We start from the raw sequence: 22,864 nt of genomic DNA on the forward strand, positions 1-22,864 counted from the left end.
CATGGATTCGATACATGAAAAATAAAGACGAAATCGAAGAGTTAATGAACAAAGAATTAAGCAGGCTCTCCCATGATTTTGAGCTCGACCTGATTCGTCTTATCAAGACCCTTAGCCTCATCTCCCAGTCAAAATCTATTTTGGAGAAGCACACCGAATACCTTAGAGCCAGGTCAGCAGAGTTTCAGAAAAGTCTGTCTAGCTTTACCATAACCCTCCTTGAGCTGGAGAAAGAAATCGATGAATCAACCCAGATACTTTCTGAAGTAGGTAAGGACCCGAATTATAAATTAAATAAAAAAATTGAACGCTTAAGGGTTATTCTCGGAGATTATTTGGCTTATGCAAGAGAAATGAGCGACAATCTAAAGAAAACGAGCGAGGAGCAAATAAATAGCCTGGAATTGGCGCACAGGCTCTATACACAGGAGCTCTGTTCAAACCAGATAGAACTGGATTCCCGGCTAAAGGAACTCCAGAGCAACTTATCTAAGACATTTGCGGAGTTCGGAGCCTTAACAAACGAGAAGAAAATCACTCCCCTGAAATCAGAGGAAGGTGAGCCAAAGGGTATATCCCCTGCTGACAAACCACCGATAACACCCCCCGAAGGACAACCAAAGAACATTACAGGGGGAAATAAAGGAATAACAATTGGACTCGCATCTTTGATTTTTGTTGCACTCCTTTTCGGGCTATGGCTCTTCTATAATCAAAAGGAGCCCCAAGAAATCGGGGAAGAACTGAGGCCAGAGGCCGTACTACCGAAGGAGCCGTCAGAAGAAGTTGTCGTTGAATTTAGTGAAGAGAAGGAAAGAACAGGCGAAGAGACAATCAGCCAGGAAGAGATGAAGGAAATTCCGGAAACTAATCCGGCTGAGACAGAAGAAGTTGAGGAGAAAATCGAACAACCGCCTTCTCAGAAAAAACTCTTGACTGTCATCGGAGCAGGCGCTTACGTAAGGGGCGGGCCGGGAATAGATTATCCCGTTTTCTCCGTAGTTAAAGAAGGTGAAATATTTGAAAGGCTCGACGCGGAGCGCGGCAACTGGATAAAAATTCAGACCTGGGACGGAACAGTTGGCTGGATTTCGAAGAAGGTGGTGAGGGAGGTTAGGTGAATAAATTTGCGAATTTTTATCACCAATCGATAGAAGTAACTGTCAATTCCGAACCCTGCCCCGAATCCTTCCTAAATGAAACGAAGGAATAAAATCCGGTGAGGGAACTGGTGAGGAATTCAGTTAAGTTCCAAGGGTTCTCACTTTCTTGTCATTCCGAACGCATGTGAGGAATCTTAAATCATAACTAGGAAATATGCCCTAATTGCTAATTACCAAACACTACTCCGCTAAGATTTCTCCCTCCGGTCGAAATGACAGGTAAAGAAAAGTTAAAATTGTTAAATTGATTTCTTTTCCATTTGTAAAAACGATATTTCCGAAATGTGAGCCTGCTTTTTTGCATGCTCAATGGTCATGCTTACCAGATTGCCATTTTTATCTAAGTCAATATAAAGGTTTTCCGTAATCTCTTTCGTTTCAGCTACCGGTGCATCGGAAAATTCTATTAGCGCTGTATCCGTATCCGAAAAATATCCAATTTTCATCATTCTTCCTGCTTAATTATAAAAGCATGGAGAGGGTCGGGTCTCAAAATTCAATTTTTTCTACTTTATCATGGTAATGTCAAAAGTTGAGACCAGACCCCAAACCAAAAAACCAAACAAACATTCTTGTGTTTCTAGACCCATTCCGCTTTTTCAATTAAATGTTGCCATGCTTTTAGGTCTGTACCTACTTCCTCCTCTATCTTACGTGCTAAACAGTATTCTCCGATACTGTTGAAAATCTCCCAGTCATTGCAACTATAAAAATTAACGTCACGCATGGCTATATCTACAAACGCTAAAACTTTGCGCTTTAATTTATCATCTCTTCTTTCAATTTCGGAGAATAGAGAAAAACGACCTTCTATTCTATCGCCTTTCTTTGTAGGAAAAATTATTTGTTCCTGCCAGAAAGGAAACTTTTCCACAATTTCTTTTGTCTTTCGCTTGATAGGATTTGCTTGTTCCGCTCTGATTGTCATTTCTACAAAATACATATCCGACGCATCAGTCCCACCCCTTTCAAAAGCTTCAGATAGCTTTTGCGAGTGGTATGAATAATTTTTTTTGTAATATTGATGCTCAAGGGCCCGCCCAATAATTGCATCTATTACCATTAGCATATCCCTACTTTGTTTCAAAAGCTCAGACTCCTCAAATGATATTACTACAATGGGAATATCAGAGAGAAAGCAAGCTTCTAGTTTTCTTTCTATCTTTAATTTTCTATAAGGATCGTTCAGTGGAACTACTTTGGAAATATACTGAAGATCTTGCGAGAATCCTTGCCCAATTCCATCAAATTCAACAGCCAATATGGGTACTGCGGTATGCAATTCACACACAACAATATCGAATGCGGCTTTTAATAAATACTCTATGGCCTTTTTAGGCATGTCAAACGATTTAATTTGTCGGTATCCAATAACATTTTTTACAGGAATCTGAGGATATACTTCAACATACTTACTCCAACGTGACTTTAATTTCTTATAAAGCTTTTTCTCTTCTTCACTATCAAAAATCGACCGATTCATCTGTTCTATGTTAATAGTTGTAGCTAGAACTATTAATTTGACGAACTAAAGTTACTATAGTTACCGCAATATGGGGTGTTATGTGAACAGGCATATCACTTTTCCATCTGTTTAGGAGTATAAATAAAAACATTTTCTAATTAAAGGGACGCAACCATTTTATTTACAACATTCGATTTCGCTCCACCTTATCATGGTAATATCAAAAGTTGAGACCACGCCCAGACTCCAAACAAAAAACATTTTCCCTGGTGGCGTTCAAGACGAGCCTAGTAACTCCAGCACCGCTGCGGTATCGAAGTAGCCGTAGACCTCCTTGATGGTTTCGCCCTCTACCTGTATCACCCAGCAATAATCCTGGATATATGGTCGCCCGGAGTGGGTTGGGGTCTCCCCGTGCCACTGGACCACTACCGTGTCCCCCTCAGCAATAATCTTCTTCACCTGGCACCGGACCGGTCCTGTGAACAAGGCAAAGAGCGGGTGATAGACTTTCTCAAAGTATTCTGTCCGGCTCGTGTAAGTGCCCGAAATCGGGGTGTTCCCAATAGCTGTCCAGTGCACGTCCTCAGCCAGGGCATCGAAAAAGCTCTGCCCATCTTCTTGTTCCCAGCGGTGGAATAGTTGACTGACGAAGTCCTTGGCGGTCATAACTGTTTCCTCCTACTTAGATATGCATTCGTTCACCGGTTACGCTTGGGGCCGGCATTCCTGATTTAGCTGAGCGCCGATCAAGCGGTGAACTTTCAACGGGGTTAAGACTTTGTAGCATGGACACTGTTTAAAGGAAGTAATAGTGGACAGCTAGTTCACGCCAAAAGGGACGACTTATACTCCATCGCTACTTTTATGAAATCCCGGAAAAGCGGATGCGGATTTAGGGGGGTGGACTTGAATTCGGGATGGAATTGGCATCCTACGAACCAGGGATGATTTCGTATCTCAATAATCTCCACCAGCTTTCCATCAGGTGACATACCGCTTAGAACCAGGCCGTTTTTCTCAAACATTTCATGGTAACGGTTGTTGACCTCGTACCGGTGTCTGTGCCGCTCGGAGATTTCATCGGCATTGTAGGCGCTGTAGGCGAATGTATCTTTTTTCAGAACACAGGGATAAGCCCCTAACCTCATCGTTCCCCCTTTCTCCCTTATAGACTTCTGCCCTTCCATGAGGTCGATAACCGGATTAGCCACATCAGGGCCAAATTCACTCGTATGGGCATCTTTAAGACCGCAGATATTCCTGGCAAATTCGACGACGGCCATCTGCATTCCCAGGCATATCCCGAAAAAGGGCACGTTACGCTTCCGGGCAAAACTGACCGCCTGAATCTTTCCCTCAAAGCCGCGCTTCCCGAAGCCACCGGGAACTAGAACCCCGTGAACATCGCCGAGGAGCGCTTCCGCTCCCTTAGACTCTATTTCCTCAGAATCGACATACTTTATCACCACCCTGGAATCATTGGCGATGCCGCCGTGGGCGAGTGCCTCATGAAGACTCTTGTAGGCATCCTTCAAGCTAACGTATTTACCCACGACCCCAATGGTCACGTCGGAGCCGAGGTTGTTAGCCTTATCCGCAATTGCCTGCCAGTGCGATATATCCGGCCTTCTCGTCCACATATTGAGAGACTCGACTATAATCTCGTCAAGGCCTTCCTGGTGAAAGATAAGCGGAACCTCATAGATGGTTTCCACGTCCTTTGCGGTTATTACCGCCTCTATCCTGACGTTACAGAAGAGGGCGATCTTCTCCTTTATCCCTTTTGAAAGAAACCGGTCCGTGCGGCAGAGGATGACGTCGGGCTGTATTCCTATCTGTAGTAACTCCTTCACGCTGTGCTGGGTAGGCTTTGTCTTCAGCTCGCCGGCTGCGGAGATATAGGGGACATAGGTAAGATGAATAAACAAGGTGTTTGTCCTTCCCAGGTCAGACCTCAGTTGTCTCACCGCCTCAAGAAATGGAAGGCTCTCGATATCTCCGACCGTCCCGCCTATTTCTACGATAACCACGTCGTTGTCGTCGGCTACATCCAGAATCCTCGATTTTATCTCGTCGGTGATGTGGGGTATGACCTGTACGGTTTGACCCAGATAATACCCTTCCCTCTCTTTGGATATCACCGAGTTATAAACCTTCCCGGTGGTGAAGTTATTCTTCTTGGTCAGATTAGCATGGGTAAAACGCTGATAATGCCCCAGGTCTAAATCGGTCTCGGCGCCGTCGTCGGTGACGTAAACCTCTCCGTGTTGAAAGGGGTTCATCGTCCCCGGGTCGACGTTTATGTAAGGGTCTAATTTCTGTAGGGTTACCCGGAGCCCGCGGCTTTCCAGAAGCGCACCTATCGATGCGGCGGCGAGTCCTTTTCCCAGAGAAGACATGACGCCGCCGGTGACAAAGATGAATTTGGTTTTATTCATATTGAGGAGTTCACCTTCAAGAGATTTTCAAAGTCGGGGTGTGGGAGCATCCTGAAAATTAGATTAAAGAAAGAATTTCCATTAAATATATTCAAAACTAAACATTCTTGCAACTTGCCTTCTATTATTAAGATAAAATTCCGTATCCCGACTAAAGCGGTATAAACGTAAAACTTAATACAACCCAAGCTTTACTTTTACCTGTTCTCCTATAAAGTATCTTGTTTAAACCTCGAATCGAAGAAATATCATCATTATGGAAGCAGAAGAGCTGACCGAACAGATATCCAGGAGTATCGAAGAAGGAAACCTCGAAGAGGTCAGGAGCGTCCTATCTTCTATCCACCCTTCCGAGATAGCCCACGTAATTCACTCCATAGAATCGGATAAACGTTCCAAGCTGCTAAACACCCTGGATAATGAAACGCTTTCCCAAGTTATTCTGGAGATAGAGAGCGAGCAGAGACAAGAGATCTTAGAGGAGTTAGGCCTCGAGAAAATCGCAGACATCGTCGGAGAAATGGACTCGGACGATGCCGCGGACCTCATCGCCGAATTACCCGAGGACAAGGCTAAAACCGTACTGGCCAAGCTGACGCCCGAGGATGTCCGGGAAGTGGAGACCCTGCTCAAATACCCGGACGACACGGCCGGCGGAATCATGCAGACCGAGCTGGTCGAGGTTACCAACGACTCCACCGTAAAGGACACGATTAACTGGGTAAGGCTCATTGCCAACGATGTGGAGGACTTCCACGAGATTTATGTGACGGAGAACGGCGAGAGACTGCTGGGCGTGGTGCCGCTAGAGAAACTGATTCTGGCTAACCCGATGACCAGGGTGGGAGATATAATGGAGCCGGTCGAGGTTACGGTAACGCCTTTTATAGACCAGGAAGAGGTGGCCAACATATTCAAAAAATACGACATAGTTTCGCTTCCGGTTGTAGATGATGAGGGAAGGCTTTTGGGCCGCATCACCGCCGACGATGTCATAGACGTAATCACCGAGGAAGCCTCGGAAGACATATACCGTTTTGCCGGCGTCCAGGAATATCTCCATCCCATCTTTACACCCACCATAACCAGGATAAGACTGCGGGCCCCCTGGCTTCTTTTAACCCTTTTCGGAGAACTGCTCATTGCATTCGTGATCATTTACGCCTTCAAACCTACCCTGGAGAAGGTGGCCATCCTGGCCGCATTCATGCCGGCGATAATGGCCACCGGGGGAAACGTGGGGCTACAGACCACCACCATCGTGGTAAGAGGCCTGGGGATGGGGACGATCAACGTTGGACATTTGTTCAAACTGATTCTCTCCGAGGTCAAAGAAGGGTTTTTCCTGGGAGCGATATGCGGCACAGTGGCCGCTGTATTAGGCGCAATCATAAGCATGAACGAGCCCGAGGTCATAAGACTGGCTTTTGCCATCTTCGTGTCCATGCTCTCCGCTATCATCGCCACATCGTTCATCGGAGCCGCTGCACCTCTCGTTCTTTACAAGCTGAAGTTCGACCCGGCCGCCGCATCCGGCCCTTTTCTGACCATGTTTAACGATATCTTCGGGTCGGTATTTTATCTTTTCATCGCCATGTTGATTTTTTGATGAAAACAACTTTAGACCACAAAGACACGGAGAAAAAACTGTTTATAGGTTACCGTGTTACGGGTTAACTGGTTTAAAAATAAACCCGTGAACACGATAACCAGCAAACTCGTTAACAATTTCCTTAGTGTCATCGTGCCTTAGTGGCGAAGTACTCACTTTTAGGCAATAATATCTTCGATGCAAACATCCGAGGCCTTTATTCTCCGGAAATCCGAATACAGCGAGGCGGATTACATTGTCTCCGCTTTTACCCGGGACTTTGGAAAGATCCGCGGGCTGGCAAAGAACGCCAAGAAAAGTAGGAAGCGCTTCGGCGGAAGGCTCGAACCATTCGTTCATCTCCGCATCAGGTTCAGCCAAAAGCCGGGTGGTATGAAGTTTATCGAAGACGCCGAGATGATAAGAGTCTTCTCCAATATCATGGAAGACATCGAGCTATTCGCCTGGGGCAACTTCGTGCTGGAGAATGTAGATATAACCCTCCCCGAAGAGGAGCCGAACAATAATATATTCGAGCTACTTGTTCATACCCTATCAAGCTTGAGCAAGGACAACCACCTCCCCTCCAAGATTTTGAATTTTCAGGTCTCGCTCCTATCCTACTCCGGATATAAGCCCAATTTTGATAATTGTGCCGGTTGCGGAAAGCCGGTTGACGAAGGAGTCTTCAGCATAGCCAAGGGAGGGGTTCTTTGCAGTGAATGCAGAGGAGATAAATCAAACGGGTTTTTACTTTCTAAGAATTCTCTCTCAAGCATAGGCTCGAATGAGATGAATGCGGAAAGGGCCTTTGATTTTATCAGAATGCTCTACAGATTTACCGAGTACCATACCGGCAAGGAGATTAAATCGTCCAAATTCATAGAGGAGATGATGCGATGATAAAGGTTCCGGGCTTCCTCGGCTCTGGAGTATCCTCAGGGGTAAAGAAGAATGGCAAGAAGGATTTAGGGCTTATATTCTCAAAAATACCGGCAAAGGCGGCGGCCGTTTTTACCACCAATATAGTAAAAGCCGCACCGGTCCTGGTGGGAATGGAAAGGATCAAAAGCGGTTTGTGCCAGGCCGTCGTCATAAATAGCGGGAATGCCAACGTATCGACCGGGCAAAGGGGATTAAAGGATGCAAAGCTTACCGCAAAAACGGTCGCCGATGAGCTGAAAATCCAGGAAAACCTGGTAATTCCATCCTCGACCGGCGTAATCGGTGTATACCTTCAGATGGACAAAATCGTAAAGGCCATTCCTGAGCTTACATCAAACCTAAGCGAAGAGGGATTAATCCACACCGCGGAAGCCATAATGACCACGGATAAGTTTCCTAAGTATGCGTCGGCCCGGGTGAAGATCGACGGAGGAAAGGTAGGCACCATCTGCGCTATCGGAAAAGGCGCGGGGATGATCGCCCCCCAGATGGCCACGATGCTCTGCTTCATCCTTACCGATATCGACATGGAGAGTAAGACATTAAAGAAAGCTCTCCGAAACTCGGTGGACAACTCTTTCAACCGAATAATAGTCGACGGAGACACTTCCACGAACGACACGGTGCTCATGCTGTCAAATGGCTTCCTTGGGAATAAGCCGGTAAAAGAAGGGGATAAGAATTACAAGAGGCTCGAAAAAACCCTGAACGAACTGACCGGTGAGATCGCCGAGATGATAGTGCGGGACGGAGAGGGAGCGACGAAGGTGGTAAAGATAATAGTGAAAGGTACAAAGACCCAAAAAGACGCCGAGAAGATTGCCAGGGTTATAGGTTCATCACTTCTGGTGAAGACCGCTTTTTACGGGGAGGATGCAAACTGGGGTAGAGTGCTGGCGGCAGCGGGAAGAGCGGGGGTCAGGTTCAACCCTTCGAAGGTGGACTTATACTTCGGACAGCATAGGGTGGTGAAAAACGGGGTCGAGGTGATGGATGAGAGAGAGGTTAACCATGTCCTCAAAGAGCCTAATTTCCCCATTACCTTAGACCTTAAGGATGGTAAGTCGAGCCACTTCGTCATCGCCAGCGACATCACCATGGATTACCTGAAAATTAATGCGCACTATAGAACATAAGATCAACTACGGATTGCCGGACATGATACAAAGACGGCTTAGCTAGAGTCGAACTTTCAGGAAATATGGGAAGGATGGACGAAAAATCTTTTCTTCGGCCTGGGCAAGAAATGGAGCCTGGTGTCATTGTCCATAGCAATTCTCCTTGCCCGGGGAATTGTTCCTCCCGTGCTTTTTGTCTGGTCGTTTGTTAATTTGGTCTTTCTAGGAGCCCGCACTCTTGCAACATTCTTAATTTTTGGGGAGAGTATCTTTCTTCCGGCTTTAATCGTTTATCTTGGCTGGCAAACTACCCCGCTCTTTGCTGTTCCTCGCTATTACTCCTTTTCATTTCCATTAGGTGCGGCAATGTACATAGCCATAATACTCTCATCCGCCTACAAGGTTGTGAGTGGGAAAGGCGTCGCCTGGAAGGAGAGGGTTTATAGGTTGTGAGAATTAGCAATTTTTCCAATGCGGTAATCCTGATAAGGGCGAATCCTGTATTCGCCCTGTTTCTTATTAAGGGGTGAACACAAGGTTCACCCCTACAATAAACACTTCTTCCCTAACAGTGTCATGCCCAGTCTTTCTACCAACCCCACTTGATTAATCTCTCAATTCCTCACGCATATTTTATTAATCACTTAAGCGGATGTAAATCCGCTCATGCTGAGCCCCGAGCATCGTCGAAGGGTCGAAGTATGGTCTTTTGTTTAGTAAGGGAGGTGTTCGTCCTTCCCTCGGTTAAACCGGAGGATCTGCTCAGGACGAACGGAGCTTTATTTTGAACGTTTTTCCACCGGTTGCATGCATCCGCTCATACTGAGTCTAATCGAAGTATGAATTTAAAGCGTAAAACATTCGCCCTTCGATAGTTCGACAGGCCTGTCCTAAGCCTGGCAGGGCTCACTACTCAGGGCGAACGGATTCCCTTTTTCTCCTACTCGGCATGGAAAGGGAGTTGGATTCATCCTCAAGCATCAACCCCGACTATTTCATCGAGGCTCTTGATGCCTTCTTTCTCCATGTATTCCACTATGCCCCTGTTTATTCTTCCGGCCACAGTGGTGCCCTCGGCACGGATAGCCGTGACGACTTGAAGAAGCTTTGCCCCCGACCTTATCTTCTCCAAAGCCGTTTCCGTGTCATGAACCCCACCTACACCCATGATTTCGAGCCTGTCACCGGCCTGTTTATGAATATAAGCGATTTTAGCGGTAGCCATTTTTCTGAAGTCCCCATCGTTCCCGCTGAGCCCGCCGGGTTTCTTCCTCCACTTCTCGCCGTATTTCGCCTTGATGTCCGGATCCTCGGTGGTGTTGGTGGCGATAATTCCGGCCAGACTGTTGTTGATAGCCACATCGATTACATCATCAACCGCCTCATTAGTTAGCTCCGGTGAAATCTTAACAAAGACGGGTTTTGTACCCGTAGTCATTCCGGACAAGTTAGAAGCAACCTCTTTTATGGCCGCATTCACTGCCCGAACGATATCGGTAAGGGGTCCCTTATCCTGTAGCTTCCTCAACCCGGGCGTGTTGGGCGAGCTTACGTTAACGGCAAAGTATGATGCGTATTCATAGAGCCTTCTCACCACGACGGCATGGGCTTCAGGGGCGTTTTCTGCATCTACATCCCTATTCTTTCCGATGCTAATGCCTATCGGGATGTTACTGTTTTTATATCTCTCCAGGTTTTTGGCCACGGCCTCCATCCCCGGGCTGTTGAAACCGAGCCAGTTTAAAGCCACTTCTGGCGTAAGCATGAACTGCCGGGGCTTGGGATTACCCGGCTGGGGCTTGGCCAGGACTGAACCCACCTCCACTCCGGCAAAACCCAACTGCCAGAGTGCCTTCACTGCGCGGCCGGCTTTATCCCAGCCGGCCCCTACAATCAAAGGGTTCTCGAATTCAATACCGACTACATTAACCCGTAGCCTTTCGTCCTTGTATCTTCTACGCCCATGGGCAAATTGTTCCAGGATTTTTAGGGTAGCTGGAGAAACCTCCGCTAGGTGAAGGGCTTCACGCGCTATGTCATGCCACGTCTCTGAATCGAGTCTATCCAGAATAGGCCTGATTATCTCTTTGTACATAAAAGGAACTCGGCATACTGCAGGTCTGACCGAGAAATATTCAAAGGCTACGTTTAATTGTACCTGAGAAAGAGCTCAATTTAGGAAGGTGTTAACAGACAAGAATGTCTGTTCTACCAAAATATTTAAATTGATTTGTAACGGTAGGTAAGACATTCCTGTCTGACCTACGGGGTAATGATATCTTTCCCCCGTTTAAACAAATTAACTTCTACACATTAAACCTGAATAACATTATATCGCCGTCCTGAACCACGTAATCCCTGCCCTCGGAACGCATCTTTCCCAATTCTCTGGCTGCTGCCTCCGAGCCGAGTTTGATTAGGTCATCGAATTTTAGCGTTTCCGCCCTGATAAAACCCCTCTCAAAATCGCTATGAATAACACCGGCGGCCTGGGGCGCCTTAGTGCCGGATTGAATCGTCCAAGCCCTGACTTCTTTGGGACCCGCGGTGAAGTAGGTGAGGAGGCCAAGCTTTTCATAAGCTACCTGGATAAGCTTATCCAGGCCCGAGCCGGCGAGCCCAAGCTCGTTTAAGAATGGGCTTTTTTCCTCTCGGTCAAGCTCGGCAATCTCCGCCTCTATCTTGGCGCATACCACAATCACGTCCGAGCCTTCGCCTTGGGCATAAGCCTTCACCTTTTTAACCTCCGAATTGGCCGCCGCATCGGGGATATCGACTTCCGAAACATTGCAAACGTATAGGACCGGTTTTGACGTCAATAAGCATAATTCTTTTATAATCCTCTCCGACCCATTCTCCAGAGGAAATTTTCTTGCCTTGTTTCCCTTCTCCACGAATTCTCTTAGCTCCATCACCAAATCCAGTTCTTTTTTAATTGCCGTAGCACCGCTCTTTGCCTGAGTGCTGAGGCGTTGCTCCCTCTTCTCGATGGTCTCAAGGTCTTTCAGTATTAGCTCATCTTCGATGATTCTTATATCCCTTAGAGAATCGACCGAACACTCGACGTGCATGACGTTTTCATCCTCGAAGCAGCGCACCACGTGAAGAAGCAAATCGACCTCGCGTATACGCGATAAAAAGGCATTGCCCCTACCCTTTCCCTCAGACGCGCCCTTTACCAGGCCGGCTATATCCACTACCTCTAAAAAAGCCGGTGTTATCTTATGAGGCTTGACCAGTTCGGCAATTTTATCAAGCCTCTCATCAGGCACCGGGACCACTCCGACATTAGGCTCTATAGTGCAAAAGGGAAAGTTAGCCGCCTCTGCTCCGGCGCCGGTCAAGGCGTTAAAAAGGGTGGACTTACCCACGTTGGGCAGGCCTACAACTCCGCACCTAAGATTCATGCTTATCTTTCGGTTTCCAGGTCTTTAATGGATTTTTCCCGATTAGGGTGTGTAAATTTGAGGGATTAAAGCTACCCAAAGGTTTAAAACTGTCAAGCCCTTACTAGGGAAATCAAGGGGTGGATGACCGGACTTGAACCGGCGACCTCCAGGGCCACAACCTGGCGCTCTAACCAAGCTGAGCTACACCCACCATCAGATCTCGCGCCCAGAGGGATTCGAACCCCCGACCCACGGCTTAGAAGGCCGTTGCTCTGTCCAACTGAGCTATGGGCGCAAATGAATGATTTCATAGGGTTACAACACCCTATTAACTAATATCTTAGTTACTTTCTAGTTATTTTCCAGTTGGGCAGAGAAGAATTGTACCCAACCCCTTTTAGCCGTGCAAGAAAACCGTCCTAGAAGCAGGATTGGAGAACGGCCCAAGCTGCCGATCCTTTTCCGAAGATATCGGATGTATAACCTATAAAATTTGGATGGAAAGAGGATATCAATCCCCGTTGGCTGAAAAAGCGGGTTTTTCCAACCGGGCAGTAAATACGCTATCAAGAACCTTTTTTATCTTTACCAAATCTTCCCCCAGGAAATCCTTCACTTCAGCCCCTTCTCTTTTCTTTCTCATAATAAGAATAACCTCACTAAACTCATCGGAAGTACAAACCGGATAGGCGATCATCTTTTTAATCGAAACATCGCTATTTTTCATAGCAAGATATCTCAGGTAGGCGGAATCCATTTCCTCGTCGCATTGGTTCAATATAATCGGGCTTCTATGTATTAATGCCTTGCCTAACAAGTTTTGATTTATAATCGAGATCGTGGAGCCTCTTAGTTCATAGGGATAGGAAAACGCGAGCAAGCTGTCATATCCTATTTTTTTGAGTACGAAAATAGAGCCTTCTTCAAGGTTTAAGACCTCTGAAATCAGTCTATCCAGTTGGGTGTATCTCATTAGCTAATCCTAGACTAAATTAGATATATACATCTCCGGAAAAGACAATCCTACTTTAGTATGATTTTTTTGAAAAATGGGCTAGTTATTAAGGACAAAAACAAAGTTAAAGCCCACTATGATCAACGGTAATGAACAAAGTATCTTACTTGCCACTAAGGCAGAAAGAACACGAAGAAATTAACATTTTTCTTTCTGTCCTTTGTGTCTTTGTGGTTACCTTTATCAAAGATGGTCGGGGCGAGAGGATTTGAACCTCCGACCTCGGCGTCCCAAGCGCCGCGCGCTCCCATCTGCGCTACGCCCCGATTAAGAATTTGAAATTATACCCATGAATAGGAAAACAACAAGTTTGTCTTTAAACCCGCTCCGTATTATAGTATTACTTAAAATCCAGTTTTAACAATGCGTCGACAAATTGAGTGGATTGCCGGTTTTCGAAGCAGCGACGAATCGAGGGGTGGGTAGTTGAGGGTTCTTATCACTGGTGCTACCGGACAGCTAGGTCATGATTTGCTCCGTCTTTTGGAGACCACTAAAGATTACAAGGTCATAGCAACAGGGCGACCCGACCTAGATATAACCGACTACGCTAAAGTCAAAGGATTTATCAGTGAGGCGAGACCGGATATCATCATCCATGCGGCTGCCTTCACCTCCGTTGACCAGTGTGAAAGCCAAATGGATTTGGCTTTCAAGGTAAACGCCCTGGGGGCGCGAAACGTCGCCTCTGTCTCAAGCCATATCGGCGCCAAGCTCGTTTATATCAGCACCGATTATGTTTTTGACGGGGCTAAAGAAGGCCCCTACCGGGAATTTGACACCCCCAATCCTCTAAACATATACGGCCAATCTAAATTACTGGGTGAGCAGTTCGTGAAGGAGCAGACCAGCCGGTTCTTCATAATACGCACGGCGTGGCTTTACGGTATAGAGGGTAGGAACTTCGTAAAGACCATGCTTGAGTTAGGGATGAAGGGAGAAGAGTTAAGAGTGGTGAATGACCAGAGGGGCACGCCTTCATGCACGACCGACCTGGCTAGAGAAATCATACAAATAATGACAACCGAGCTTTATGGTACTTACCACTGCACCAGCCAGGGGGAGTGCACCTGGTATGATTTTGCCGTAGAAATATTCAGATGCGCAAACCTGGAGGTTAAGATAAGGCCCGTATCTACCGAGGACTACCCCAGGCCGGCAAGACGACCCAAAAATTCGGTATTGGACAACTATATGCTCCGGCTTCAGGGACTAGACACTATGCCGGACTGGCGGGATGCCTTAAGCCTTTTCATGCGTGAGAATAACATACTGGAGAGGGTTTTTCGATGAAGGCTCTGGTACTGGCAGGGGGTAAAGGAACAAGATTAAGGCCTCTAACTTATACAATGGCTAAACAGCTTTTCCCGGTAGCCAATAGGCCTGTGCTCTATTACGTCATGGAGCATCTAGAACAGGCCGGAATCAAGGAGGTCGGAGTAATAATATCTCCGGAAACCGGCCACTTGATAAAGGAGAGTTTATCAAAGAGGAACTGGAATCTTGATCTGACTTATATACTCCAGGAGGAGCCTTTGGGGTTGGCGCACGCAGTAAAAATTTCCAAGGACTATCTGAAGGACGAGCCTTTCGTGATGTATCTGGGCGATAACCTAATCGGTCAGGGTATCGAACAGGTGGTCAAATCCTTCACCGACTCTCAGGCCGATGCAGTCATTCTGTTGAAAGAGGTAGTAGACCCTAAAATGTTTGGAGTGGCCGAGGTGGATGCGAGCGGTCGGGTCCTCCGCCTGGTGGAAAAGCCCAAAGAACCGCCGTCAGACCTGGCCTTGGTTGGGGTCTATGTATTTTCCCCCACAATTCACGACGCCATTTCCAGAATAAAACCCTCCTGGAGAAACGAGCTAGAGATCACCGATGCCATCCAAAATATAATGGAATCAGGCGGTAAGGTGGAAAGCTTCAAATTAAATAGCTGGTGGCTCGATACCGGTAAAAAAGACGACCTCTTGGAGGCCAACAGCGTTGTACTGGATGAGTGTATAAAAAGAGAAATCAAGGGCCGGGTTGATTCGAGAAGCGCGATTACCGGCAGGATTTTTGTTGACCAAAACGTCCTAGTTGAAAACAGCAAGATCCGCGGCCCCGCAATTATAGGTGCTAAGACACTTGTCAAAAACTCCTTCATCGGCCCTTATACCAGCATAGGAGAGGGCTGCTTGGTCGAAAATTCCAGCCTGCAGCATTCCGTAATTCTGGATGGAGCAAGGATTTCCAACGTACAACGCTTGGAGGATAGCGTCATTGGCCGTAACGCCGTGGTTAGAAAGGGAACGGATAATCACCAGGCATTTCGCCTTATGATTGGGGACGATTCGGAAGTAATACTCTAGTGTAGGTTTGGGAGGAGCCATGGCCTTAAGCAAGGAGCTTATACACGGAGCCCAGGTAAAACAACTGAAACTCATCCCGGACGGAAGGGGTTTTCTCATGGAGATGCTGCGCTCAGACTGGAAGGAGTTTGACCGTTTTGCCCAGAGTTATATCACCGCCTGTTACCCCGGCGTTATCAAAGCATGGCACTACCACAAGAAGCAGTGGGACCATTTCGTATGCGTCTCGGGAATGGCTAGGGTGGTGCTTTACGACCCTAGGGAAGACTCGCCAACCAGGGGCCGGGTCAACGAATTTCACATCGGCATCATGAATCCGATGCTGGTTAAGATTCCCCCTTTTGTCTATCACGGATTTACCGCAGAGGGCGGACAATTAGGACTGATAGTCAACTTCCCAACCGAGCTTTACGACTATACCGAGCCTGATGAATACAGGCTACCCTACGATGACCCCTCTATACCCTACAATTGGGACGTAAAGCATGGGTAAGCTCAAACTCCTGGTCACCGGCGGTGCTGGCTTTATCGGGAGTAACTTCATCCGTTACGCCTTGAACGAACACACCAACTGGCAAGTTTGTAATCTGGACAAGATTACCTATGCCGGCAACCTGGAGAACCTGAAAGACCTGGAGGGCGACCCGCGCTACCGTTTCATTAAGGGAGACATTGCCGATCGCTCTCTCGTCGGTGAAATTTTTAAAGAGAGCCCCTTTGATGTGGTGGTTAACTTTGCCGCAGAGTCTCATGTAGACCGGAGCATCTTGGACCCCCTACCTTTCATAAAAACAAACGTCGAGGGTACCCAGGTTTTACTGGAGGCGGCAAGGACCCACGGTACAGAGCGGTTTGTGCACATCTCCACGGATGAGGTTTACGGTTCTATCGAAGAGGGAAGGTTCTCAGAAAATTCTACCCTTAGCCCTAACAGCCCTTATGCGGCCAGTAAGGCCTCTGCCGACCTGGTCTGTCGAGCCTACTACCGGACCTATGGCTTACCGGTGATTATCACCCGGAGCTCGAATAACTACGGCCCATACCAATTTCCGGAGAAGCTAATCCCGCTTATCATCAATAACGCCTTTCAGGGAAAACCCTTGCCGGTTTACGGCCGGGGTGAAAACATTAGGGACTGGATCTATGTAGAAGATAACTGCAGGGGGATCGCTTCCGTCATCGAAAAAGGCCGGGCTGGAGAGGTGTATAACATCGCCGGAGGCAATGAGTACCGAAATATCGAGGTGGTCAGACTGATATGCGCACTACTGGCGGAGAACTTAGCAAAGCCGGTTAAAGAACTGGAAAAGCTTATCTCATTCGTAGAAGACAGACCCGGCCATGATTTCCGCTACGCGCTAGACTCTACCAAAATTCAGAAGGAATTAGCCTGGAAGCCCCGGGTCAGTTTTGAAGAGGGACTTTCCCGCACCATACGCTGGTATCTGGAGAATAAAGAATGGATTGCGCGTGTAATCTCCGGGGAATATCATGACTACTACGCGCAGGTTTACGAGCGGGCGTGGAGACGGTAAGGGTTAATCAACATAGTAGTTTTTATCCCTTTTTAAAAGAACGGCGTACCCGTAAAAAGCCCGCCACAACTTTCTATTTGGCGCTAAGAACCTGGTGTAAGGTATTCAAAAGCGTGTCAGCCGTATAAGGTTTTGATAGAAAAGCACTTACATCCGTTTCTCTGATCCTAGTCAGTATGTTCCTCTCCATTAATCCGCTGGCGGCAATAATTTTAGCCCTCGGGTCGATCGTGAGGAGGGCACGAATGGTTTCTGGTCCATCCATAATCGGCATCACCATATCCAGAATAACCGCTTCTATTTTTTCTGCGTCCTGTGCATAAAGCGCCACGGCTTCTGCACCGTCGTTGGCCGTGATCACATTATAACCATGGGCCTCCAATGTCACCCTGGTTATCTCACATATAGAATTCTCATCGTCCACAACCAGTATCAACTGACCCTTGCCCGGTGGAAGCTCTTCCGTTTTCTTCTTCTCTCGGTCTAATGTTTCCGTCGTTTCGATTGCCGGTAGGTATATCTTAAAGCTCGTTCCCTTCCCTACCTCACTACGAACATTTATAAACCCACCGTGATCCTTGACAATTCTATAGGCCGTCGAAAGTCCCAGTCCTGTTCCTTTGCCTGCCTCTTTAGTGGTGAAGAACGGGTCGAATATCTTTTCCAAGTGTCCAGGAGGAATACCAATACCTGTATCGGAGACGGTCACAACGATGTATGGACCGGTTTTAGCTTCTATATTAATAATCGTATAGCTGTCATCGATGAAGAAATTCTCTGCGGATATGCTCAGTCTTCCCCCGTTGGGCATTGCATCCCGAGCATTCACACATAGGTTCATTAGGACTTGATTTAGCTGTGTCTTGTCTCCCGAGATTAGCCAGAGGTCCTTGGGGATATCGGTATTGATTTCGATCGATTTGGGAAATGTCTCTAACAAGATGCTTTTGGTTTCAGAAATAAGGTATCCGAACTGTATAGGAGTGCGGACCCCTTCAGAGCCCCTGGCAAAGGCAAGAATCTGCTTTATCAAATCGGCTCCCCTCTGGACACTGGCATCGAGAGTGTCAAGCCACCTTTTGCTGTGTTCATCGGTAAACTTCTGCCGAAGAAGCTGCAATGCCATCATTATTGGTGTCAGGACATTGTTGAGGTCATGGGCTATACCACCAGCAAGTGTACCTATACTTTCGAGCCGCTGCGCCCTGAGGAACTGGGCTTCCAGTTTCTTCTTCTCGGTGATGTCGGTGTTAACGATGAGTATTGATTTCGGTGTTCCATCGCTGTCACGCATGAGAGTCCAGCGACTCTCCACAATTACTTCTCTTCCGTCTTTTGTTACCTGAGGTAACTCTCCTATCCATTCTCCTCTTTCCATCACAATCTTTTGTGCTTCCATGAGCTCAGGTGAACCCTTTCTATACAGGAGTTCATTTGCATTTTTGCCTATGGCTTCTTCTGCTTTCCAACCGTATAAGCATTCTGCGCTTTTATTCCAGTAGATGATTCGGTGTTCCATATCTCGGACACCAATGGCGTCCTGTGATCGGTCGAGCAGGGCAGCTTGTTCTTTTATCCTATCCTGCGCCAGCTTTCGCTCGGTTACGTCACGTGTGATACTAAGAAGTGAAATGACTTCGTTTCGCTCATTGCGGAGCGGAACAGCGTGGGTTTCAAGCCAGCGGCGTGTTCCTTTTAGCCCGATGATTTCAAACTCAAGGATACCGGTGTGGCCCTGAAAAACCTCTTCCATAAGTCGACGGAATGCCTCACGGTGTTCTGGAGCAACTATAGGATATATCGATTTCCCTATGACCATCTCCACGCTATCTGCCTCGATCATGTTAATCCCCGCTGGGTTCATCTGAACGAGCGTGCCGTCGGGCGCTACCACCTTCACGCACTCTGGTTCGTTCTTGAAGATGGCTTGTAAACGCTCTTCCCTATCGCGTATTGACTCTACTAACCGTGCATTATTGATAGCAATTTCTATTTGTAGTGCCACGGCTTCCAGCAGTTTTAGTTCTTCTTCATTAAAGACATTTTTCTTAAGGGAGTTTATATTTATAACCCCTATTGTCTTGCCTTCATGGTTGATAGGCATGGATACATAGCTCTTCGTACCCATTTCCCTCCCAGCCGGGCCAATAACCATATCCTGGTCTACATCTGTAACGTACCTGGGTTTTCCTTCCATGATTACTTTCCACGTAAAGCCTTTGGGATAAGGGATTCTGCTCACTTTTTTGATCCACCAACTAGGATAGCCTCTGTAAGCTTTTAGAACCGCTTCTTCACCTTCTACCAGGTAGATGGAGACGTTGTCCACTCCATCTATGTTTTTGCTCATGACTTCAACGGCGTCCTCCAGAATCTCTGCTAAGTTAATTGACTGATGGATGGTTAGGGCCACGGCGCTAATGATTGTTTCGTAACGATTTTTTTTCTCCAACTCAAGCAATTTGTCTTCCAGCTTCTTGATGAGACGTTCATTGTACTCCTTAAGATAAACGGCCTCCTCTTCAACCGGAGCCGTAGGTGTGTTGAGCGTTCCCGCCTCGTAGCTTCTGATGACCTCTTTTAATATTCCTATAAAGACATCCGGCTCCTGCGGTTTGATGATGAACTTCTCTGCCCCCAGGCTAAGGGCGAATTCCTCATCCTTGGGGTCGGTGTAAGTAGCCGTATAAAAGACAAAAGCCGTATGTTTCAGCCTTTCATCCATCTTAACTTCATGGCAGAGCCGGAACCCGTCCATCCGGGGCATCAGGATGTCGGATATTATCATTTCAAACCTGTCCGCATGGAGTTTTTCCAGGGCTTCGATACCATCGGCAGCGGTATCAACCTCGTAGCCGCTACCCGAGAGCAGTTTTTCGAGCATGTAAAGGTTCTCTTTCTTATCATCAACAATCAAGATTTTCATTGCCTAACCCCTTATGTAAGCGATCAGCGGCCAGCAAATCTTTAACCGCCGAGAGTGCAAAGATTACATTCAAGGCTTTTTCTCTGTGTTCTCCGCGCCCTCCGCGGTAAACTTCAATTCTACTCCGGCAAAGAGCCATTCCGGAAGTTCCCCTACACACCCCTAAATCCCCTCTCCAGAGGGGACTTTCTTGGAGTAATCCCCTCTTCAAGAGGTGAATTTCTCGGGATAATCCCCTCTTGAGAGGGATGTCCCGAAGGGACGGGGTGCGTAAACCATCTTTACTTATTCCCATGTGCAGTTCCCTCAGCTTATAGCTGATAGCTGACTGCTATTAAATGTTCCTCTCAATCTCCGATACAAAGGTGTCCGGCTCAATGGGCTTTTCTATGTATCCCACACAGCCGGCGGCCAGCACCTTTTCTCTATCACCTACCATAGCATAAGACGTTACTGCTATGATGGGTATGCGGCTGATCTCGTCAATCCCCTTTATCAGTTTGGTTGCCTCATATCCGTCCATCTCCGGAAGCTGCATATCCATGAGTATAAGGTCGGGTCTTTCCGCTTTGGCTTTTTCTATTCCCTCAAACCCGTTTCTAGCTGCGATAACCTCATAGCCGTTCTTTTTTAGAAGAAAAGTGGCTAAATACAAATTCTGCTCGTCGTCCTCCACTATCAAAACCCTTTTTCTCATTTATTCCCTTACCTTTGGCCCAAGAGGTAACGTAAAAGTAAACCTGGAGCCCTTGCCGTACTCACTTTCGACCCAAATTCTGCCCCCCAACAAATCCAACAACTTCTTGCAGAGATAGAGTCCAAGCCCCGTCCCTTCATATCTCCGCCTCGACGACCCGTCCACCTGCCGAAACGCCTCAAATAGCAGGTCCATATTCTCCTTTTTTATACCTATGCCCGTGTCGGAAACGCTCACTTCAAGGTTGTTATTATCAGTCTTACAGGCAATCTTTATCTCACCCCTGTCGGTAAACTTCACCGCATTGTTGACCAGATTGAGGAGTATCTGGAAAAACTTCTTTCGGTCACTCCAAATTTCCGGGATTTCATCCGGTATCTCGGTTATGAGTCGCAAACCCTTCTGAGAAACCATAGGATCCAGACTCCGAACGACTTCGGAAATAACTTCATCAACCTTGAACTCACTCATCGAAACGTCTACCTTGCCTGATTCAATCCGGGAAAGGTCCAGGATGTCATTAATAAGACTCAAAAGGTGCTTTGCGGAGTTATAAACCATGGAGAGCTGTTTCTTCTGTTCTTCGTTAATCTCACCGGCCATACCCTGGAGTATCATCCCGGTAAAACCGATTATGGAGTTTAAAGGAGTTCGCAGCTCGTGGCTCATGGTGGCCAGAAATTCCGCCTTAAGGCGGTCTAGCTCTTTGAGTTTGATATTAGCCTCCGTTAGTTCTCTGGTTCGCTCATCCACCCTCTCTTCCAGTTCGCCGTATGCCCTCTCAAGCGCCTCCTCGGCAAGCTTGCGGTCGGTAATGTCTATCCCCATTCCTATGAGACAAGGTTTGTTATCTATCTCGATGCGTAACCCAGTAAAATAGTAGGGTGTTCTTCTTCCATCTTTGGAGACAAAATTCGCTTCAGCGCTGGACTCGCCATTTGTGAGGACCTCTTGTATCTTCTCTTCGATAAGCCTTCTCTCATCCCCAGTAAAGAAATCCAGGGGGCTCATTCCAGCTATCTCGTCGGCCGAGTATCCTGAAACGTGCTCAAAGTTCTTATTCCACCGCAGGAATTTTTGGGTATCGTCATAAAGGTAAAATATCCCCGGCAGGCTATTTATCATCGCTTCGGAGAAATCCCTTTCTCTCACCATTCTTTCTTCCATCAGTTTGCGTTCGGTGGTTTCGACCACAACGCCACGCATCCGAAGCGGCTGACCGTCCTCGGCGTAAGTAAATTCTCCTCGACCCATCACCCAATGCACAGTGCCGTCCGGCGTCAGGAGACCGACAAACATATAGGGACCAAGGCTATCAATCACCTTTCGCAGGAGTTTCTCGCTTTCTTTTATTGCTTCCTCCGCACGCTTACGCTCGGTGATGTCCCGGGCGACAGCAAAGGTGAGTTGTTCAGCAGGAAGCGGAAAAGTGGTCCATGAAATCCAGCGATATGAGCCGTCCTTGCACCGGTAGCGGTTCTCGAAATCGTATACGGGTTCGCCCGCTGACAATTGTGTGAGCGCTTGAACCGTCCGATCGCGGTCGTTAGGATGGACAAAATCCAGCCACGGACTGCCCAGCAATTCGGTCTCGCTCCAGCCGAGTACCCTGCCCCAGGACGGGTTTATTTGTTTGAAGAACCCGTCAAAGCCAGCTACACACAGCATGTCAATGGAAAGATTGAAGAGCCGATCCCGTTCGGCCATCGCCATTTTGTGCTCGGTGATGTCCATCATAACACCCTGAAGGTAGAGAGGCTGACCGGTAGAGTCACGCACGATAACCGATTCATCACGGAACCACACCACCCTGCCGTCTCGCGCCAGCAGACGGTATTCAGACCTGAACGGTTCACCTTTAGTATAGGCACGAGTGTATTCGGCCAGCACGCGCTCACGGTCATCAGGGTGCAGTTGTTTGGACCAAAGTGCCGGGTCTTCCAGCCATTCGGCCTGAGAGAAACCCAATTGCTCAATTCGCTTGCTGACATAGAAAGTACTGCCGATTTCGTCTAGCCTCGCCGTGTAAATAATGGCAGGAACTTGCTCTACCAGTGTGCGGTATTCGATTTCACTCTCGCGCATTGGCGCCTCGGCAGGTAATGGCACTTTCATTCTCAGCACCTCTCCCCTGGCAAGTAACCTAAAACATTCCGGGCTTAGTGCTACTATTTATCCTTTGGAGGGTAGGTGAGCCCCCTCCGGCAATCCTCAGTTTCTTACTC

At 47.5% G+C, this 22,864-nt stretch carries 20 protein-coding genes and 3 tRNA genes; 9 read left to right on the top strand and 14 right to left on the bottom strand.

Annotated features, from left to right (window positions below; all coding sequences use genetic code 11):
- Nucleotides 1-14 precede the first annotated feature (14 nt).
- On the top strand, nt 15-1,121 hold the full coding sequence (locus VNN20_09555) for an SH3 domain-containing protein (protein ID HWP92429.1): 1,107 nt from the start codon (nt 15-17) through the stop codon (nt 1,119-1,121).
- A gap of 281 nt (nt 1,122-1,402) precedes the next feature.
- On the opposite strand, the gene VNN20_09560 is transcribed toward VNN20_09555, so the two are convergent.
- The 4 genes from VNN20_09560 to VNN20_09575 all read right to left on the bottom strand — a co-directional run bounded on the left by VNN20_09560 (nt 1,403) and on the right by VNN20_09575 (nt 5,069).
- Nucleotides 1,403-1,612, bottom strand: coding sequence for a DUF2283 domain-containing protein (locus VNN20_09560; protein ID HWP92430.1), 210 nt, complete (start codon nt 1,610-1,612; stop codon nt 1,403-1,405).
- A gap of 131 nt (nt 1,613-1,743) precedes the next feature.
- Nucleotides 1,744-2,646 (bottom strand): DUF2726 domain-containing protein, encoded by a 903-nt coding sequence (locus tag VNN20_09565; GenBank protein ID HWP92431.1) that lies wholly within the window; start codon nt 2,644-2,646, stop codon nt 1,744-1,746.
- A 258-nt stretch (nt 2,647-2,904) separates the two neighbouring features.
- Nucleotides 2,905-3,297, bottom strand: coding sequence for a nuclear transport factor 2 family protein (locus VNN20_09570; GenBank protein HWP92432.1), 393 nt, complete (start codon nt 3,295-3,297; stop codon nt 2,905-2,907).
- Between the two features lie 158 nt (nt 3,298-3,455).
- Nucleotides 3,456-5,069, bottom strand: a complete 1,614-nt coding sequence (locus VNN20_09575) for a CTP synthase (GenBank protein ID HWP92433.1) — start codon at nt 5,067-5,069, stop codon at nt 3,456-3,458.
- A gap of 256 nt (nt 5,070-5,325) precedes the next feature.
- Between VNN20_09575 and mgtE the strand changes: the two genes are divergently transcribed.
- The 4 genes from mgtE to VNN20_09595 all read left to right on the top strand — a co-directional run bounded on the left by mgtE (nt 5,326) and on the right by VNN20_09595 (nt 9,176).
- A complete protein-coding gene (mgtE, locus tag VNN20_09580; GenBank protein ID HWP92434.1) occupies nt 5,326-6,678 on the top strand; it encodes a magnesium transporter in 1,353 nt (450 codons plus the stop codon).
- 180 nt (nt 6,679-6,858) lie between these two features.
- A complete protein-coding gene (recO, locus tag VNN20_09585) occupies nt 6,859-7,563 on the top strand; it encodes a DNA repair protein RecO (protein HWP92435.1) in 705 nt (234 codons plus the stop codon).
- Entirely contained in the window at nt 7,560-8,741 is a 1,182-nt protein-coding gene (argJ, locus tag VNN20_09590) for a bifunctional glutamate N-acetyltransferase/amino-acid acetyltransferase ArgJ (GenBank protein ID HWP92436.1), read from the top strand. The genes recO and argJ overlap by 4 nt, the downstream gene beginning before the upstream one ends.
- A gap of 126 nt (nt 8,742-8,867) precedes the next feature.
- Nucleotides 8,868-9,176 carry a hypothetical protein gene (locus tag VNN20_09595; GenBank protein HWP92437.1) on the top strand — a complete coding sequence of 103 codons (309 nt, stop codon included), beginning with the start codon at nt 8,868-8,870 and terminating at the stop codon, nt 9,174-9,176.
- A 520-nt stretch (nt 9,177-9,696) separates the two neighbouring features.
- Here the strand turns inward: VNN20_09595 and VNN20_09600 are convergent.
- The 6 genes from VNN20_09600 to VNN20_09625 form a co-directional block, all read right to left on the bottom strand.
- Nucleotides 9,697-10,818, bottom strand: coding sequence for a quinone-dependent dihydroorotate dehydrogenase (locus VNN20_09600; protein ID HWP92438.1), 1,122 nt, complete (start codon nt 10,816-10,818; stop codon nt 9,697-9,699).
- A 211-nt stretch (nt 10,819-11,029) separates the two neighbouring features.
- Nucleotides 11,030-12,130: a redox-regulated ATPase YchF gene (gene ychF / locus VNN20_09605; GenBank protein HWP92439.1), complete on the bottom strand. Its 1,101-nt coding sequence runs from the start codon at nt 12,128-12,130 to the stop codon at nt 11,030-11,032.
- Nucleotides 12,131-12,248: 118 nt separating this feature from the next.
- Nucleotides 12,249-12,323: transfer RNA gene (locus VNN20_09610), tRNA-His, on the bottom strand.
- A gap of 10 nt (nt 12,324-12,333) precedes the next feature.
- Nucleotides 12,334-12,407 (bottom strand) — tRNA-Arg (locus tag VNN20_09615).
- Nucleotides 12,408-12,623: 216 nt separating this feature from the next.
- Nucleotides 12,624-13,085, bottom strand: a complete 462-nt coding sequence (locus VNN20_09620; protein HWP92440.1) for a hypothetical protein — start codon at nt 13,083-13,085, stop codon at nt 12,624-12,626.
- A 232-nt stretch (nt 13,086-13,317) separates the two neighbouring features.
- Nucleotides 13,318-13,393, bottom strand: a tRNA-Pro gene (locus VNN20_09625).
- Between the two features lie 160 nt (nt 13,394-13,553).
- Here VNN20_09625 and rfbD point away from each other — a divergent pair.
- Genes rfbD through rfbB form a run of 4 tightly spaced genes read left to right on the top strand, consistent with a single transcriptional unit; the run spans nt 13,554 to nt 17,016 of the window.
- Complete coding sequence (gene rfbD / locus VNN20_09630; protein ID HWP92441.1) at nt 13,554-14,420, top strand: dTDP-4-dehydrorhamnose reductase; 867 nt, start codon at nt 13,554-13,556, stop codon at nt 14,418-14,420.
- A complete protein-coding gene (locus tag VNN20_09635) occupies nt 14,417-15,481 on the top strand; it encodes a glucose-1-phosphate thymidylyltransferase (GenBank protein ID HWP92442.1) in 1,065 nt (354 codons plus the stop codon). Before rfbD ends, VNN20_09635 begins: the two co-directional genes overlap by 4 nt.
- A gap of 19 nt (nt 15,482-15,500) precedes the next feature.
- Nucleotides 15,501-15,974, top strand: coding sequence for a dTDP-4-dehydrorhamnose 3,5-epimerase family protein (locus VNN20_09640; protein ID HWP92443.1), 474 nt, complete (start codon nt 15,501-15,503; stop codon nt 15,972-15,974).
- On the top strand, nt 15,967-17,016 hold the full coding sequence (gene rfbB, locus VNN20_09645) for a dTDP-glucose 4,6-dehydratase (protein ID HWP92444.1): 1,050 nt from the start codon (nt 15,967-15,969) through the stop codon (nt 17,014-17,016). Before VNN20_09640 ends, rfbB begins: the two co-directional genes overlap by 8 nt.
- Nucleotides 17,017-17,089: 73 nt before the next feature.
- On the opposite strand, the gene VNN20_09650 is transcribed toward rfbB, so the two are convergent.
- Genes VNN20_09650 through VNN20_09665 form a run of 4 tightly spaced genes read right to left on the bottom strand, consistent with a single transcriptional unit; the run spans nt 17,090 to nt 22,754 of the window.
- Nucleotides 17,090-19,942 (bottom strand): response regulator, encoded by a 2,853-nt coding sequence (locus tag VNN20_09650; protein HWP92445.1) that lies wholly within the window; start codon nt 19,940-19,942, stop codon nt 17,090-17,092.
- Complete coding sequence (locus VNN20_09655) at nt 19,923-20,237, bottom strand: hypothetical protein (protein ID HWP92446.1); 315 nt, start codon at nt 20,235-20,237, stop codon at nt 19,923-19,925. Before VNN20_09655 ends, VNN20_09650 begins: the two co-directional genes overlap by 20 nt.
- A gap of 39 nt (nt 20,238-20,276) precedes the next feature.
- Nucleotides 20,277-20,639, bottom strand: a complete 363-nt coding sequence (locus VNN20_09660) for a response regulator (GenBank protein ID HWP92447.1) — start codon at nt 20,637-20,639, stop codon at nt 20,277-20,279.
- Complete coding sequence (locus tag VNN20_09665; GenBank protein ID HWP92448.1) at nt 20,640-22,754, bottom strand: PAS domain S-box protein; 2,115 nt, start codon at nt 22,752-22,754, stop codon at nt 20,640-20,642.
- Nucleotides 22,755-22,864 lie beyond the last annotated feature (110 nt).

It is taken from the genome of Thermodesulfobacteriota bacterium (assembly GCA_035559815.1).
GTDB lineage: Bacteria > Desulfobacterota_D > UBA1144 > Nemesobacterales > CSP1-2 > DATMAT01.